13 protein-coding genes and 1 pseudogene are annotated in these 14,393 nt (G+C 68.4%); 8 read left to right on the plus strand and 6 right to left on the minus strand.

Going from position 1 to position 14,393, the window contains the following annotated elements; genetic code table 11:
- Together ALI144C_RS04265 and ALI144C_RS04270 are read right to left on the minus strand one after the other, a co-directional pair.
- Positions 1–872: DUF222 domain-containing protein (locus ALI144C_RS04265; RefSeq protein WP_168211164.1), on the minus strand; the 872-nt coding region annotated here is incomplete at its 3' end.
- Positions 873–1,434: 562 nt separating this feature from the next.
- Positions 1,435–2,844 (minus strand): FAD-binding oxidoreductase, encoded by a 1,410-nt coding sequence (locus ALI144C_RS04270; protein ID WP_076985686.1) that lies wholly within the window; start codon positions 2,842–2,844, stop codon positions 1,435–1,437.
- An 86-nt stretch (positions 2,845–2,930) separates the two neighbouring features.
- Here ALI144C_RS04270 and ALI144C_RS04275 point away from each other — a divergent pair, with 86 nt between their 5' ends.
- A complete protein-coding gene (locus ALI144C_RS04275; RefSeq protein WP_076985687.1) occupies positions 2,931–4,694 on the plus strand; it encodes a helix-turn-helix domain-containing protein in 1,764 nt (587 codons plus the stop codon).
- Here ALI144C_RS04275 and ALI144C_RS04280 read toward each other — a convergent pair.
- Positions 4,633–5,229 (minus strand): TetR/AcrR family transcriptional regulator, encoded by a 597-nt coding sequence (locus tag ALI144C_RS04280; RefSeq protein WP_076985763.1) that lies wholly within the window; start codon positions 5,227–5,229, stop codon positions 4,633–4,635. The two genes, ALI144C_RS04275 and ALI144C_RS04280, sit on opposite strands and share 62 nt — an antisense overlap.
- Before the next feature lie 94 nt (positions 5,230–5,323).
- Between ALI144C_RS04280 and ALI144C_RS04285 the strand changes: the two genes are divergently transcribed.
- The 3 genes from ALI144C_RS04285 to ALI144C_RS04295 all read left to right on the plus strand — a co-directional run bounded on the left by ALI144C_RS04285 (position 5,324) and on the right by ALI144C_RS04295 (position 8,765).
- Entirely contained in the window at positions 5,324–6,550 is a 1,227-nt protein-coding gene (locus ALI144C_RS04285) for a metal-dependent hydrolase family protein (RefSeq protein ID WP_076985762.1), read from the plus strand.
- Complete coding sequence (locus ALI144C_RS04290) at positions 6,547–7,401, plus strand: alpha/beta hydrolase (protein WP_076985688.1); 855 nt, start codon at positions 6,547–6,549, stop codon at positions 7,399–7,401. The genes ALI144C_RS04285 and ALI144C_RS04290 overlap by 4 nt, the downstream gene beginning before the upstream one ends.
- Positions 7,402–7,478: 77 nt before the next feature.
- Entirely contained in the window at positions 7,479–8,765 is a 1,287-nt protein-coding gene (locus ALI144C_RS04295; protein WP_076985689.1) for an NAD(P)/FAD-dependent oxidoreductase, read from the plus strand.
- A gap of 16 nt (positions 8,766–8,781) precedes the next feature.
- Here ALI144C_RS04295 and ALI144C_RS04300 read toward each other — a convergent pair whose 3' ends face one another.
- On the minus strand, positions 8,782–9,213 hold the full coding sequence (locus tag ALI144C_RS04300) for a DUF1761 domain-containing protein (protein ID WP_076985690.1): 432 nt from the start codon (positions 9,211–9,213) through the stop codon (positions 8,782–8,784).
- Complete coding sequence (locus ALI144C_RS04305) at positions 9,210–9,638, minus strand: VOC family protein (RefSeq protein ID WP_076985691.1); 429 nt, start codon at positions 9,636–9,638, stop codon at positions 9,210–9,212. Before ALI144C_RS04305 ends, ALI144C_RS04300 begins: the two co-directional genes overlap by 4 nt.
- Positions 9,639–9,815: 177 nt before the next feature.
- Here ALI144C_RS04305 and ALI144C_RS57220 point away from each other — a divergent pair.
- Positions 9,816–10,928: pseudogene (locus ALI144C_RS57220) on the plus strand (amidohydrolase family protein); the annotation flags it as partial.
- A gap of 32 nt (positions 10,929–10,960) precedes the next feature.
- Here ALI144C_RS57220 and ALI144C_RS04315 read toward each other — a convergent pair.
- The gene (locus tag ALI144C_RS04315; RefSeq protein WP_168211165.1) at positions 10,961–11,854 is read right to left on the minus strand and encodes a LysR family transcriptional regulator; all 894 of its coding nucleotides are present in this window, start codon (positions 11,852–11,854) and stop codon (positions 10,961–10,963) included.
- Between the two features lie 224 nt (positions 11,855–12,078).
- On the opposite strand from ALI144C_RS04315, the gene ALI144C_RS04320 reads away from it, so the two are divergent.
- Genes ALI144C_RS04320 through ALI144C_RS04330 form a run of 3 tightly spaced genes read left to right on the plus strand, consistent with a single transcriptional unit; the run spans position 12,079 to position 14,164 of the window.
- Entirely contained in the window at positions 12,079–12,222 is a 144-nt protein-coding gene (locus ALI144C_RS04320) for an acyl carrier protein (RefSeq protein ID WP_143230398.1), read from the plus strand.
- Positions 12,223–12,269: 47 nt separating this feature from the next.
- A complete protein-coding gene (locus ALI144C_RS04325; RefSeq protein WP_076985694.1) occupies positions 12,270–12,890 on the plus strand; it encodes a helix-turn-helix domain-containing protein in 621 nt (206 codons plus the stop codon).
- Positions 12,887–14,164, plus strand: a complete 1,278-nt coding sequence (locus ALI144C_RS04330; RefSeq protein WP_076985695.1) for an MFS transporter — start codon at positions 12,887–12,889, stop codon at positions 14,162–14,164. The genes ALI144C_RS04325 and ALI144C_RS04330 overlap by 4 nt, the downstream gene beginning before the upstream one ends.
- Positions 14,165–14,393 lie beyond the last annotated feature (229 nt).

The raw sequence follows: 14,393 nt of genomic DNA on the forward strand, positions 1-14,393 counted from the left end.
TGGACGAACCGGGTCAACCCGGGTGAGGCGAACCGTCGCCGAGACACTTCCAGCACCTGCCCGGTGGGGTCGGTGATCACCCGTCGCCAGGTGGCGTTCTGGGCCAGTTCTCGCGCGTACTCAGCGGTGATCGGACCGATCCCGCTGATTTCTCCGGGTTCCTGGTTCAATCCCATCAACGTGGTCATCGGCACGACCACGTTCACACTCACCGACGGCCGGTCACTCTGTTTGCCGCTGATCAAGTCCATGAACACATCCGCCCGCGCCTTCGCGAGGTTCCGGCCTGAGCCTGTGGCGTGTCCGGCGAGCAGGTTGATGTGCTGATACGCCAACTCCGCCTCGTGTGGCTGCAAGTGGACAGTAAGACTCGAAGTGCCATCGGCCCGGTGCCACCGGGTGACATCCCGCTGCGCTTTCACCGCCAACCGCCGCTGTTCGGCACCCTGTGGATCCGCCCGGATCACTTCCCGCCGCAGGACGTGTTTGAACCGGGTCAGGTTCTCTTGCCTCCCGCCCGCCAACACCCGCTTCTCCACCTGTGCGGCCTGGTCGTCGTCCAACTCGGCGGTGTACTCCCGCACGGCCTTGGCCCGCATGACATCGATCTCGCCCGCCGTCAGCGCCGACACCGTCCCCGGCAGGCGAGTCACCAACTCCTGGGCCTCATGCAGGTGTTTGGCGGTGGTGTTCGGGCTGAGAGACAATTCCAACGCGATCTCTTCCGCCGCGCCGTCTCCGATGGTGATTCCGCTGCGTTGTGGCGGGGTTAGTTCCGCGAACCGGGCATATGCTTGCATGATGTCGCCGTCGATCTGGTTACGTTGCCGGTGACGGTCCACCACATAGTCGAGAACTTGATCCCGTGTCATCTCGGCGAGTGGAATGTGTGGTGGTTGACCTACCGGGCGGAATGGAACAGCGAGCTGTTCGGGCATAAGTCCAGTTTATCGGAAACAGTGCTATTTTCCAGCGTTGGCCACGGTTGAGTTACGGTCTGCCTCCTTGTGGCCTGCTTGTCGCTGGGGCTGGTTTTCACGGATGATGTCTGATTGCTTTAGCGTCGTTGGTTGCGTTGGAGTGCGGTTTCCGGCCAGGGGTTCGGTTTCCGGCGCTGGGTGCACTGTGTTGGTTACCTACCAGCCCGTTGTGTGTTGGTTTAGGGTCAGCCGCTTGGGCCTGGCCGGGACAACGTGTATTCCCAGCGGGGCACCAGTGGCTCGATTCGTTTCCCCAGGTCGTCCGGGACGATCCATGGCGGCTGCTCACCTTTCCGCGCTCGTTCATGATCAACGATCATGAACCTTCAGGCACCACAAGTAATCAACTTGTTTGGAACTCTTAGGACCGCGCGCTGATCCACGGGGCGCGGTCCCAGCCCGTAGCCTGGTGTCCTGTCCGCAAACTGTCCACTGAGGACGGCTGGCGCCGTTGTCACGCCCTTTCCCGCTCGGTCGCAATCACCTTGCCGGGATTGAAGATCCCGTGCGGGTCCAACGCGTTCTTGACCGCACGGCCGAGTGCCAGCACGGCGGACCCGGCCTCGGCGGCCAACCCGTCCCGTTTGAGCAGACCGACTCCGTGCTCGCCGGTCACCGTGCCGCCCAACTCCAACGCCGCCGCGATGATGTCGTCGAACGCCGCCTGTGCCCGCTTCCTCGCGTCGTCGTCGCCGGGGTGGGTGATCAGCAGCGGGTGGAGGTTGCCGTCGCCGGCGTGCGCGATGTTGGCGATCAGCGTGTCGTGCCGCACGGCGGCTTCCTCGATCCGCGCGAGCATCTCGGGGACCGCGCCCTTGGGCACGCAGACGTCTTCGGTCAGCACTGGCCCGAGCCGTTCGAGCGCGGGGTAGGCCAGGCGTCGCGCGTCGAACAGCGCGTCGGCCTCCTGCTGGTCGGTCGAGCGAGCCGCGAACGTCGCACCCGCCTTCTCGAAACAGGCCAGCATCGCGTCGGCTTCTCGTTCGCCCGCCGGGCCGGGGCTGTCGGTTCGGCCAAGCAACACCACGTCGGCCTCGGCCGACAGGCCCATGTGCTTCCACTCGTCGACGGCGGCAAGGCAGTGCCGGTCGATCAGTTCCAGCGCCGAGGGCTCCAGCCCGGCTTCGGCGACGGCGGCGACCGCGTACCCGGCGTCGACGGTCGAGGAGAAGTAACCCACGACGGTGTGTTCGGGTTCGCGAGCCGGGCGCAGCCGCACGGTGACCTCGGTGATGACGCCGAGCGTGCCCTCGGAGCCGACCATGAGCCCGGCGAGGTCGTAGCCCGCGACGCCTTTGGCGGTGCGACGGCCGACGCGGACGAGTTCGCCGGTCCCGGTCACGAACTCCAGGCCAAGGACGTAGTCACGGGTGACGCCGTACTTGACGCAGCACAGTCCGCCCGCGTTGGTGGCGACGTTGCCGCCGATGGTCGACCACGGCGCGCTCGCGGGGTCCGGCGGGTACCAGAGGTCGTGCTCGGCGCAGGCCGCGCGCAGGTGGTCGTTGACCACGCCGGGCTCGACCACGGCCAGCCGTTCCCGCCTGTTGATCTCCTTGATCGTGGTCATCGCCTCGGTCGAGACGACCACGCTGTACTCGATCGCGTTCGCGCCGCCGGACAGCCCGGTGCCCGCACCCCGTGGGACGACTGGGGCGCCGAGCCGTAGGCAGACCTGGACGACGTGCCGCACCTCTTCGGCCGTACGCGGTCGTACCACGGCCGCCGGTGTGCCGTGCGGCGCCCATTCGGCCTCGTCGTGGACGTAGCCGGACACCACGGCGGGATCGGTGATCACCCGGCCGTCCGGCAGGCCCCGGCCCAGGTCCTCGATCAGCTCACGCCGCCACGCGTCGTCTCGCATGACGGCGACGTTATCCGCGTCACGCCCGTCGCTCAATGTGCGGACCAGCTACCGTTGACGACAACCAATGGATGGAGTGTCTACTGGTGACGGAGTCATGGCTGGACTTGCTGCTGCGCGACGCCGCCCCGGACGAGCTCCAGCGGTACGGCAGCGAACTGGTGCGGTCGCGGGACGCCGCGGCGGCCGACCGGGAGACCGCGCAAGCGTTGCGGCTGACGATGACGCTGCGGCAGCAGGCGCGGCGAGCGGCCGAGTTGGCCGCGCTCAACGACATCGCGATCCGGCTGGCCACCCGCCACGAACCCGGCGATCTGCTGCCGGAGATCGTCGACCAGGCACGCCGACTGCTCGGCGCGGACCTGGCCTACCTCGGTCTCGTCGAGGACGGGCATCTGCGACTCAAGGTCGCCAGCGGTGCGCTCACACCAGAACTGGTCGGGGTGGCGATCCCGTTGTCGGTGGGGCTGGCCGGTGAGGTGATCGAGCACGCCGCGCCCCGCTGGACGGCCGACTACCAGGCGGAGCGGCGTTTCCGCCACGACGACACCGCCGACATGGCAGCACGCGCTGAGAACATGCGCGGCCTGCTTGGAGTCCCGTTGCGCCTGCGCGGCCGCGTGCTCGGCGCCCTGTTCGTGGGCAAGCGCCAGGCACGGGACTTCACTGAGCACGAGGTGACGTTGGCGTCGGCGCTGGCCGCGCACGCGGCGATCGCCATCGAGAACGCCAACGCCCTCAGTCGCCTCAACGCCGCCAACGACCAGCTCGCGCGGCGCACCGACGAGCTGGAGCGGACGCTGCTCTGGGACCAGCGGTTGACGCGCGTGGTGCTCACCGGCGGCGGCGTCGAGGAGTTGCTGGCCGAGATCAGCTCGATGGCGCGCGGGCAGGTCCGCTTCGTGGCGGAACAGCCGGGTACTGGGGACGACAACCCGGCTGGGACGCAGCCCGTCGTGGCCGGAGAGCGACGCTTCGGTGTGCTGGTGCTCGACGGTGAGCCCGTCGACGAGGACCGGCTGCTGCTGGACCGCGCCGCCCCGGCACTCGCACTGGCGCTTCTCGCTGAGCAGGCCGCGGCCGAAGCGTCGCAGCGTACCCGCGCGGCACTGCTGGTCGATCTGCTCACCACGACGTCGGAGCGACCGAACTTGCGGCAAGCGGGGCTGGACCCGTCGGCGCGGTACTCGGTGCTCGTGGTGGCCTCCGGACGGACGCCGCTCCCGCGATTGCCCGGCGTGCTCACGGCCGAGCACGGCGGTCGGCTGCTTGTCGTGACCACAGCCGACCCCGACGACATCCGCCGGGACTGGCCGCGCGACGCAAGGACTGCGGGCATCGCGGGCCCCGCGCGCGGGCAGGCGGAACTGCGGCGGTGCTTCCACGCGGCCCGGCAGACGCTGCGTGCCCTGGAAGCCTTGGGGCGCACGGGAGAAGCCGCGACCGCCGACCAACTCGGGCTGTACCGGATTCTGCTCGACCACGCCGGTCGCCGCGATCTGGCGGAGGCGTTCGAGCACGTGCTGGGCCCGGTGCTCGCCGAGGAACGACGCCGGGGTGTGCCGCTGGTGGAGACCCTGCGGGTGTTCCTCGATCACGGTCGCCGCGTTCGCCCGGCAGCCGCCGCGCTGGCGATCCACGTCAACACGCTCTACCAGCGACTGGCCGTAGCCGACAGCCTGCTGGGCGAGGGCTGGCGGTCCCCGCAGCGTGCGCTGGAGTTGCACATGCTCCTGCACCTCAACGCGGCAAGCAGTCCGCTGGATGGACCGGAAGGTGGCTCTCCGCTCAGGTCCCCGGATGAGTCCGTGGACCGGATCGGCCCTGGCTCATCCGCAGGATCAGGGTGACCGCGTCCTCCGAGTGGACCGCCGGAGTCAGCACTTCCTGTAAGAGCAGGCCGCGAATCGCGGCAACGGTGACGGTGGCCACGGTCAGTGCTTCCCGGGCGTCGCGCCCTTCGCGTTCCGCGAGCGAGGCCAGCATCCTGGTCAGGTCGTCGAGCGAGTCGATGAACTCGCGGAAGTCCTCCGGCCGGTACGCGGCCAGTCCGACGACGTGGAAGAAGCTGCGGATCCGCGACAGCTGCTCCGGGCGGGTGTAGGTCCGCCAGATCGCCACGACGAGGTCGTCGAAGGTGCCCTGTTGGGCGGCCTCGAAAAGCGCCGCGTTGTCCCGAGCTCGCTGTGCCTTGAGCATGGCCGCCAGGACGCCCGGCAGCGACCCGAAGTGGTAGCGCAGGAGGGCGTGGCTGGTCTCGGTCCGGGCGGCGATCTCGCGGAGCGACACCTCCGGTGCGGGAGGGGCCTCGTCGAAGGCGTCGAGAAGCCGGGCCAGGAGACGCTCGCGCGCGTCGCCCTTGCGTTCCGTGCTTGACAAGATCACTCCCACAGTTTATCCATTGGAAAAGAAAGGTCGGCGGCGCCCTGGTGCTCACCCCATGGTCGCAGTCAGCTTCCAACGGCGGAGGGAACGACTCGTGGGACGTTTTCAGGTAGTCGGCGCGGCGGTAGCCGACGGGACGGGTCGCGACCCCGTCGACGTCAGCGTCACCGTCGAAGACGGGCGTATCACCCAGCTCGGTGCCGCCGAAGCGCACGGCGAGCGCCTGGACGCAGGCGGGCTGACGATGACGCCCGGCCTGATCGACGCCCACGTCCACCTGGGCTTGTCGAGCCCGATCCAGCCGCAGTTCTCGTTCCGGATCAGTGCCGCCGAGATCGCGGCCGACATCTTCGCCGCGGCGGGCGCGACGCTCGACGCGGGCTTCACGACCGTCCGGGACACCGGCGGCATCGACGGCGGCGTCGTCACCACGATCGCGAAGGGCAAGGTCAGGGGACCGCGCGTGCTGTCGTGCGGACCGGTGCAGTGCCAGACCGGTGGGCACGGTTACTACGGAGCCGAGTGGGAGCCCACCGAGTTGTGGAACCGCCATCACGTGCCGGGTCTGTGCGCTCTGTCCATGATGTCGGGCAACGCCGACGAGTTGCGAGGCAACGTGCGCGAGGCGTTCCGTCGCGGAGCCACCTTCCTGAAGCTCTGTGTGACCGGCGGAGTGGTCGGCGCTCACGACCGGCTGACCGACACCCAGTTCACCGTGGAAGAGATCGCCGTCGCTGTCCAGGAAGCCGCGGCGCGCGGCACCTATGTGACGGTTCACGCCCACAACAACGACGGCATCCGGAACGCGGTGGAGGCCGGGGTGCGCTGTGTCGAGCACGGCACCGACCTCGATGAGTCCACGGCCGCCCTGATGGCCAGTCGTGAGGTTGCCCTTGTGCCCACGTTCGCTGTCGTCGAGCAACTGCTGCACGACACCGCCGGAGCCGGCCTCGACGAGTCGACCCGCGATCGCGGGATGGGAGTTCGTGAACGGATGACCGAGGCGCTTGCTGTCGCCAAGGAAGCCGGGGTGCGGATCGGGCTGGGTTCCGATCTCATCGGTCCGGCTCAGGACCGCCGAGGCGGGGAGCTCACGTTGCGCGCGGCACTCGAGACGCCGATGGACGCGCTCGTGGCGGCCACGAAGACCAACGCCGAGATCCTCGGCCTGTCCGGTGATGTCGGGGTCATCGCGACCGGCATGCGGGCAGACCTCGTGCTCTGGAACGGCAACCCGCTCGAAGATCCGGAGCTGTTCGCCGACCCCGCCAACGCCGTTGTCGTCGTCCAGGCCGGACGCGTTGTGAAGGACCTGCGATGAGCACCATGTGGCACGGCTGCCTCGCCGACACCGACTACTTCGAGATGCGTTCCAGCTCAGGGCGTGACTACGGCGTCTGGGTCACCACGCCACCGAACTACGACCCTGCCACGACACAGGCGCCGGCCGTGTACGTGCTCGACGGCAACTGGACCGTGGGCATGACGGCCCCGCTCATCGTCACCCAGCTGGATCCCATGCAGAAGATCCAGCCCTACATCCAAGTCAGCGTCGGCTATGCGGGCGAGGAAGCCCAACACTGGGCACGACTGCGCAACAGAGACCTCGTGCCACCCGGTGAGCCCATCGCCAAGGAGCTCGTCGACGCCGTGGAGGTGGGACTGCGAGCAGGCACGATGACACGCGAAGAAGCCGACGCCTACCTCGCCGAACTACGCGACACCCACGCCGACGCGTTCCTGAGGTTCCTCACCGCGGAACTGCACCCGCGGATCGAACGCGACTACGGCACAGCCACGAGCGGCCACGGCCTTTTCGGCTACTCCTACGGCGGGCTGTTCAGTCTCTACACCTGGCTCACCGGCACCACGCTCTTCGACAGCATCGGAGCGGGCAGCCCCGGCGTCGCCGGTGCGGACAGCCAGGTCTTCGCCCAGCTCCAAGCGTTGGGCGACAGGCAGCACACCACCAGGCTCCACGTGACCCTCAACGAGCGAGAGCTGCTGGGAGACCTGGCCATCTACCAGAACATCACGAAGAACGCGGCCACCGTCCTGCACCACCTCATCTCCCGCGGTGAGGCCGTCACCAGCGCGATCCTGCGCGAAACACACGTGACCGGTCTGCAGGCCTCGTTCCTCAGCTACCTCAGGACCTGCCGCGCGCTGTAAGCGCGAACGCCGAGGCTCAACCGCGGAGGGCCATCGTGCGTGGTTCGTGTGACGCGCGCTGAGCGAGGGAGAGGTCTATGGCCACGGATGTCGTGGTGATCGGGTCGGGAGTGATCGGTGCGTCGATCGCACTGGAACTCGCTCGCGGTGGCTGGCGGGTGACGGTGGTCGACAAGGCGGGCGGAGCGGGCCACGGCTCCACGAGTGCGTCCAGCGCGGTGGTGCGGTTCAACTTCTCCACCGCCGCGGGCGTCGCCACCGCCTGGGAGGCGCACTTCGGCTGGCGGTCGTGGGCGGAGCACCTCGGCCGCGATGTCGGGCCGTTGGCTCGGTACGTGCGGTGCGGGATGGCGATGCTGGACGTGGACGTCGCTCCCCGGTCGGTGTACCTGCCGTTGTTCGAGACCGTGGGTGTCCCCTTCGAGGTGTGGTCGAGTGTGGACCTGTCCGAGCGGATCCCCGGTATCGACGTCGGCAGGTACTGGCCACCGAAACGCCTCGACGACGAGGAGTTCTGGGTCGAGGCCGAGACCAAGCTGGGTGCCGTGTACACACCTGACGCGGGGTACGTGAACGATCCGCAACTGGCGGCGCAGAACCTGGCCGCCGCCGCGCGGGCACACGGCGCCGAGTTCCGGTTCCACGCGTCGGTGCATGGCGTCGAGCGGGCCAATGGCCGGGTCACCGCGGTGACACTCGCTGATGGGAGCAGGATCCCCTGCGCCGTAGTGGTCAACGCGGCGGGCCCGTGGTCGACGCGCATCAACGAGCTGGCCTCGGTCGGATCCGACTTCGCCGTGGGATGCAGGCCGCTACGGCAGGAGGTCGCACACGTCGCGGCTCCCGCCAGTGCCCGCGTCTGGCCCTGCGTCGCGGACATGGACCTGGGAACGTACCTGCGCGGTGAGGTCGGCGGGGGACTGCTGGTCGGTGGTACGGAACCGAAATGCGACCCGATGCAGTGGGTGGACGACCCGGATGCCGTCGCCCAGCACCCGACGATGGCGGTGTTCGAAGCCCAGGTGACGAGAGCTGCGCGGCGGCTACCGGCGTTGGAGATACCCAATCGGGCTCGCGGGGTCGTGGGAGTCTACGACGTCGCCGACGACTGGACGCCGATCTACGACCGCACGGAGCTGGGCGGGTTCTACGTCGCCATGGGGACGAGCGGCAACCAGTTCAAGAACGCGCCCGTCGTCGGCAAGTTCCTCGCCGCGATCATCGACCAGACGGAGAACGGAGTGGACCACGACGTACGTCCGGTGCGATTCGTCGGCGAGCACACCGGCCTGGAGATAGACCTTTCGGCGTTCTCCCGCAAACGCCCCCACGGCGCGCAGAACTCGGGCACAGTGCTGGGGTGAGGCTGTCCCACTCGCTTCAAGCGTGGTGGTCACCCTTTCCTTTCTGCAGGATGAGGGTCATCACCAGGGTGGTCAGCAGTGCGTCGCCGATGTGCAGGACGTACAGCCCCCACGGGTATTGCTCGTGGATCACCGACCCGAGCACGGCCATGGCCTGGAACCCGAGCCATACCAACGCTGCCACGCCCAGCGCTGACCTCCGGGTGGTGATCGCGAGCCGGTGCAGCAGTGTCGCCAGGACGGCCGCGACGAGGAAGTTGCGTCCTAACTGGACAGCGATCGCCCATGGATCCGGGGTCGCGTTCACGCCGCCGCGTAATTGCTGGTACACCTCCCCGAAGATCATGTAGTAGAGCGTGCTCGCCAGGATGGTGGACACGGCGGCAACCAGCACGCGGCCACCACCGACGAACGTGCGTGCGCCTCCGCGCTGGGTCGCCGTCGTCATCGGGTCTCCTCCTCATCGGTGGCGGGATTGGTGGGCGCGGGGCTTTCGCTGACGTACAGGACATTGCCGTCCGGATCGCGGAAGTCGAACATGGGCGGCACTCCTGGCCAGCGCAGCAGTTCGTCGACGTCCACACCGTCATTCGACAGTTGGGCGTGCAACGCCGACGCGTCCTCGGTCGTGAAGCGGATCCCGGTGTCCACGCCCGCGAACTGCGCCTCACGGGCCGGGGTCAACGCGACGGTCACGGTGGACCTCGGCGGACGCAGGTCGATCCAGCGGCCACCGAACTGCCCGATCGGTGCGTCCATCAGCTTCTCGAAGCCGAGGACGCCGACGTAGAACTCCAGCGCCCGGTCCTGATCGCTGACCGGGATGCCGACGGTTCGCACCGCGTCGATGCGTGCCCGCTGCCGGTTGGTCATGATTTCTTTCCTCTCCCGTGGAAGCCGTGTCGTTGCTCGCTCCATCTTCGGCAGGAGTTCCTGGTGGGAACAACGGCGCCGCGCTCACCGCATCGGTAAGCGTGGCTCAACGATGGGGTGAGCCAACGGTTGTTGTTCGGGTTGGGGCGGGTCGTTCAGGCTGGACGGGTGCAGAGCATGTGGTTGACCAACGCCCGGGTGTTCGACGCGACCGGGGCCGCCGCCCGTGACGGCCGGGCGATTCTGATCGAGGACGGGTTGATCGCCGCGGAGGACCGCGCCGGTGCCGTGCCCGACGACGCGGAAGTGATCGACCTGGCCGGACGCACTGTCCTGCCGGGACTGATCGACGCGCACGCGCACGTCTTCGCCACCCCGCCGACGCCCGATGACGGCGCAGAACCGCTCTGGCCGGGGACGGCAGCGCACTTCGTGGCCGCCGACTTGCGGAAAGCCCTGCGGATGGGTTTCACGACCCTGCGGGACGTCGGCTCGTACGGCGACGACGTGGTCACCGTCCGTCAAGCCGTGCGATACGGGGCTTTCCGCGGGCCGCGCCTGCTGACCTGTGGCCGAATCGTGTCGGCGACAGCGCCCGGCGGACGTTTCTTCGACGGCATGTACCGCGAGGCGGACGGGCCGGACGAGGTGCGCAAGGCAGTCCGCGAACAAGTGCGCCGCGGTGCGGACTTCATCAAGGTGATGTCCACCGGTGCCCGTTCGGTCGAACTGGAGGATCCCCATCCCGCTCAGCTGACTGGCCCCGAGGTCGCCGCGTTGGTCGACGAGGCACACCGGCTCGGTTTCCGGGTGGCCGCGCACGCCGAGGGTTTGGCCGGGACCGAACTCGCCATCCGGTTCGGTGCCGACACGATCGAGCACGGCATGTACCTCAACCAGCGACCCGACCTGCTCGACAGGATGGCTGCGGCAGGCCAGGTCCTCGTGCCCACGCTGTCCTGCTACTACGGTGTCGCGTCCGGACAGTGGACCGCGCCCCTGATCCGGCTGGCCCGCCACAATCTGGCTGAGGCGTCACGCACTCTGCTCGCCGCGCGGGCCGCGGGCGTGCCCATCGCGCTCGGCCACGACTGGCAGCCGTTCTCCGACGCCGCGGTCGAGCTGACCCGCCTGGTCGAACACGGCATGACCACCCACGAGGCGCTGCTCGCCGCCACCGCGACCGGCGCCCGCGCGCTTGGCCTGGACGACCGGCTCGGCACCGTCCAGCCCGGCAAGCTCGCCGACCTCGTCGTCGTCGACGGCGACCCGCTGGCCGACCCGGCGTTGCTCCGCGAGCGGGACCGGATCTGGCTGGTCCTTCAGCGGGGCGACCCGGTCGCCGGAGCCGCGTTCGACAGCTCGGCGGCGATCGCGGCGAACGCCCGGACCGCCGCGGACTCCCGCTCGGTCACCCACACCAGCGCGCTCTCCAGCGCGGGAAAGCCGCGAAGCGGAACCACCGAGACCCCGGGATGACTGTAGTAGTCCCCGAGGGTGGCCACCGTGGGGTGCACGATCTCCCCACGAGCCACCAGGGACAGCACCTCGACCATCCGCCCCTCGCGGTGCCGTCCGACCGGTCCGGGATAGAGCACCTCCAGTGTCTCCGGGGGAACCACGTCCGTCGCGTCGACCATCTGGAACGCCTCGAGGTCCGCTGCGGTGGCATGGCCGCGCTCGGCCAGCGGATGTCCAACGCGGACCGCGACCGCGCGGTCGTCACGCATCACAACCGGCCCTACCGTCAGATCCGGTTGCCGAACCGGCAACCAGTGCGCCACCAGGTCCAGCTCACCGCGTCGGAGCCGGTTGAGCGCCTCACCGGGAAACGCCTCGTACACGTCGACCTCACACCCCGGGTGCGCCGTCGTGAACTGCCGAACGATCTCCGCGAACACCGGTCCGCCCGCCACGAAGTTCAACAGGCTGATCCGCAACGTCCCGGTGATCCCCGACGCCGTCTCCCTGGCCTCACCGAACGCCCGGTGGATCTCCTCGTAGGCCGGACGAAGCCGATCCCGCAACCGCTCACCCAACGACGTCAGCCGCACCTGCCGCGACGTCCGCTCGAACAAGGCCCCGCCGACCCGTGACTCCAACACGCGCACTGTCTGGCTGATCCGCGACGACGACAGGTACAACCGCTCCGCTGTCCGGCCGAAATGCAACTCGTCGGCCAGAACCAGGAAGATCTCGATCTCGCGGAGCTCCACCACACCATCCCGCCCGTCCCTGACACCTGTTGACGTCGGCCGAAGTGTAGAACGCAAGACGAAGCCCGGCTCCAGGTCGGGTTGGCGGCGATCAAGCGCGTCATCTCGGCGGTGAGCCCGCGACGATCTTGGCGTGACCAAACTTTCGTCAGCGCGCAAGGCGCTCAGGGTCACTTGTGGACGGTCGGCTGCCGGGTCCGCTGGGACGCTCGCTGGACCAGGTCATGAAGATCCGGCGAGACCTGCTGGGGGTCGGCGAAGCGCGTGCCGAGCCGGACTTCTTCGACCTCAGTGGCGAGTCGTTGTTGTTCATCAGGATGGTGGCCGGAATCCGAGGGCACTTCGGTGCCCGCTCCCGGAGGGGGTGAGCGGTCGAGCTCTTGACAGAACTGTGTCGAGAGATAACTCTTGAGAGATGTCTCTCGAAGAAGGGCCGGAGGCGGTGGAGCTGCGGTCGGTCACGGACGTGCGGACTCTTCGCGCGCTCACGCACCCCGTGCGCATCGCGTTGCTGGAGGCGTTGAGCCTGGGTGGCGCGATGACAGCCACCGAGGTCGGCGACCGTATCGGCGAATCACCGACGACCTGCTCGTTTCACCTGCGGCAGTTGGCGAAGTACGGATTCGTCGAAGAGGCAGGTGGTGGCAAGGGGCGGGCACGGCCGTGGCGGATGACCGCGATCGGGATGTCCATCGGATCGACCCCCGGCGACGCGGCGAGCGAGGTCGCGGCGAACGCGTTGACGCGCCTGGTGCGGGAGCGTCAACTCGACCGGCACCGGCAATGGCTGGAGACCAGGCGAACCTATCCTGAGCGCTGGCAGGACGCGGCCCAGAACAACGAGTTCGTGCTGTACTTGACCGCGGCGGAACTGGCGGAGCTGAACCAGGAGATCTCTGCGATGCTGCTGTCGCGGTTCCGCGAACGCCTCGACGATCCGGCACAACGGCCCGGGGCGTCGCTGCCGGTCGAGATGCTGGTGTTCTCCTACCCGATCAGCGTCCCGGCAGGAGACGACGGCGAGAACGAGCGGTGATTCGCGCTGTCGAACCTTTACGGCACCGGGGTTTTCGTTTCCTGGTAGCCGGTCAGCTCGCCTCCAACGTGGGCGACGTGTGCTATGCGGTGGCCCTGCCCTGGTACGTCCTCAGTGCGGGCGGCGGGGCCCTCACTCTTGGTGTGGTCCTTGCCGCGTATGGCATTCCGCGCACACTTCTGCTGGCCGTCGGTGGTAAGGCCAGTGACCGTTGGCAGCCGTGGACGGTGATGATGGTGGCCGACGGCGTACGCGCGATCGGCGTCGCCGCGTTGGCTGTCGAGGCAGCCCTCGGACCGGCGCGAATCGGCATCATCGTTCCGATCGCGGCACTGGTCGGCGCGGGAACGGGATTCTTCCTGCCAGGGTCGTTCGCCATCGTCCCCACCCTGCTGCCCGACAAGGATCTGCAAGCCGGCAACGCATTGGCGTCCGGCGGTACCCAATTGGCGGCGCTGACAGGGCCCGCGCTCGGTGGAGTCCTGGTCGCCTGTCTGGGCCCGGCGCCCGCGTTCGCGATCGACGCGGCCACCTTCGTCGTCTCGGCGCTGTCACTGCTGGGTGTTCGTTCCGCACAGCGACACACCACCCGCGGGAGGCGCGAGGAACCGAGCTTCGTAGGGCTGCGCGCGCTGATACGTGCCATCCCGATTCTGCCGTTCGGGCTGGCGGCCACCGCCGCCGCCAACCTCGGATTGGGCGGCCTGAGCGAAGTGGCGTTGCCGTCGCTGGTGCGAGACACGTTACAGACCAACGCCACCTTCTACGGCGGACTGCTCGCCGCCATCGCCGCGGGCGCGTTGGTCGGGACGCTGGTCGCTGGCCAAGTTCGTTCGCCACCTCGTCCCGCCGTCTTCGCGTCGTGTGCGTTTCTCCTCCAAGCGGCCACGCTCGCCGTCGCGCCATATCCGAACAGCACGTGGGCGCTCGGTGTGGCGATGGTGATCGTCGGCCTCAGCAACGGCTTCGCGAACGTCCTGATGATCACGACGTTCCAGCGATCGATTCCACCCGCCCTGCTCGGCCGCGCGAGCGGAGTGTTGCTGCTGGCCAGCTTCGGAGTCCTGCCGATCTCGGTCGCACTGGCGGGTTTCGTGGTGGACGAGATCGGACCGGCTCCGTTCTTCCCAGTGGCCGCGGCGATTCTGGCCGCCGCCAACCTCGCCGCACTCTGCCAACGCCGCTGGCGCGCGTTGGGGACAGCCGATCAGTCCGACTGGTCTGCTTCCCGCACACGGGTGGCGTCGCCCAATCCCGCCGAACTGCGGAATTAGGGATGCCGGTGAGACCGGGAAATGGTGTGGGGGCGGTGCTTGTCGTTCGGCCAATCGTTCGAACACCAGGCGTGGAACCACGATGAGCGTCCCGAGCACCTGTCTGGTGGTCGATCTGTGGCACCGGAGACATCTATGGCCGAACGAGTGGCGCTGGATATCCTGATCACGGAGATCCGTTCGATCATGGCCTGACTGACGCCGGGCCGAGGCGTCGGAGGTCTGTCTG

Origin of the sequence: Actinosynnema sp. ALI-1.44 (assembly GCF_001984155.1) — a bacterium.
In the GTDB taxonomy this organism is placed as follows: domain Bacteria; phylum Actinomycetota; class Actinomycetes; order Mycobacteriales; family Pseudonocardiaceae; genus Kibdelosporangium.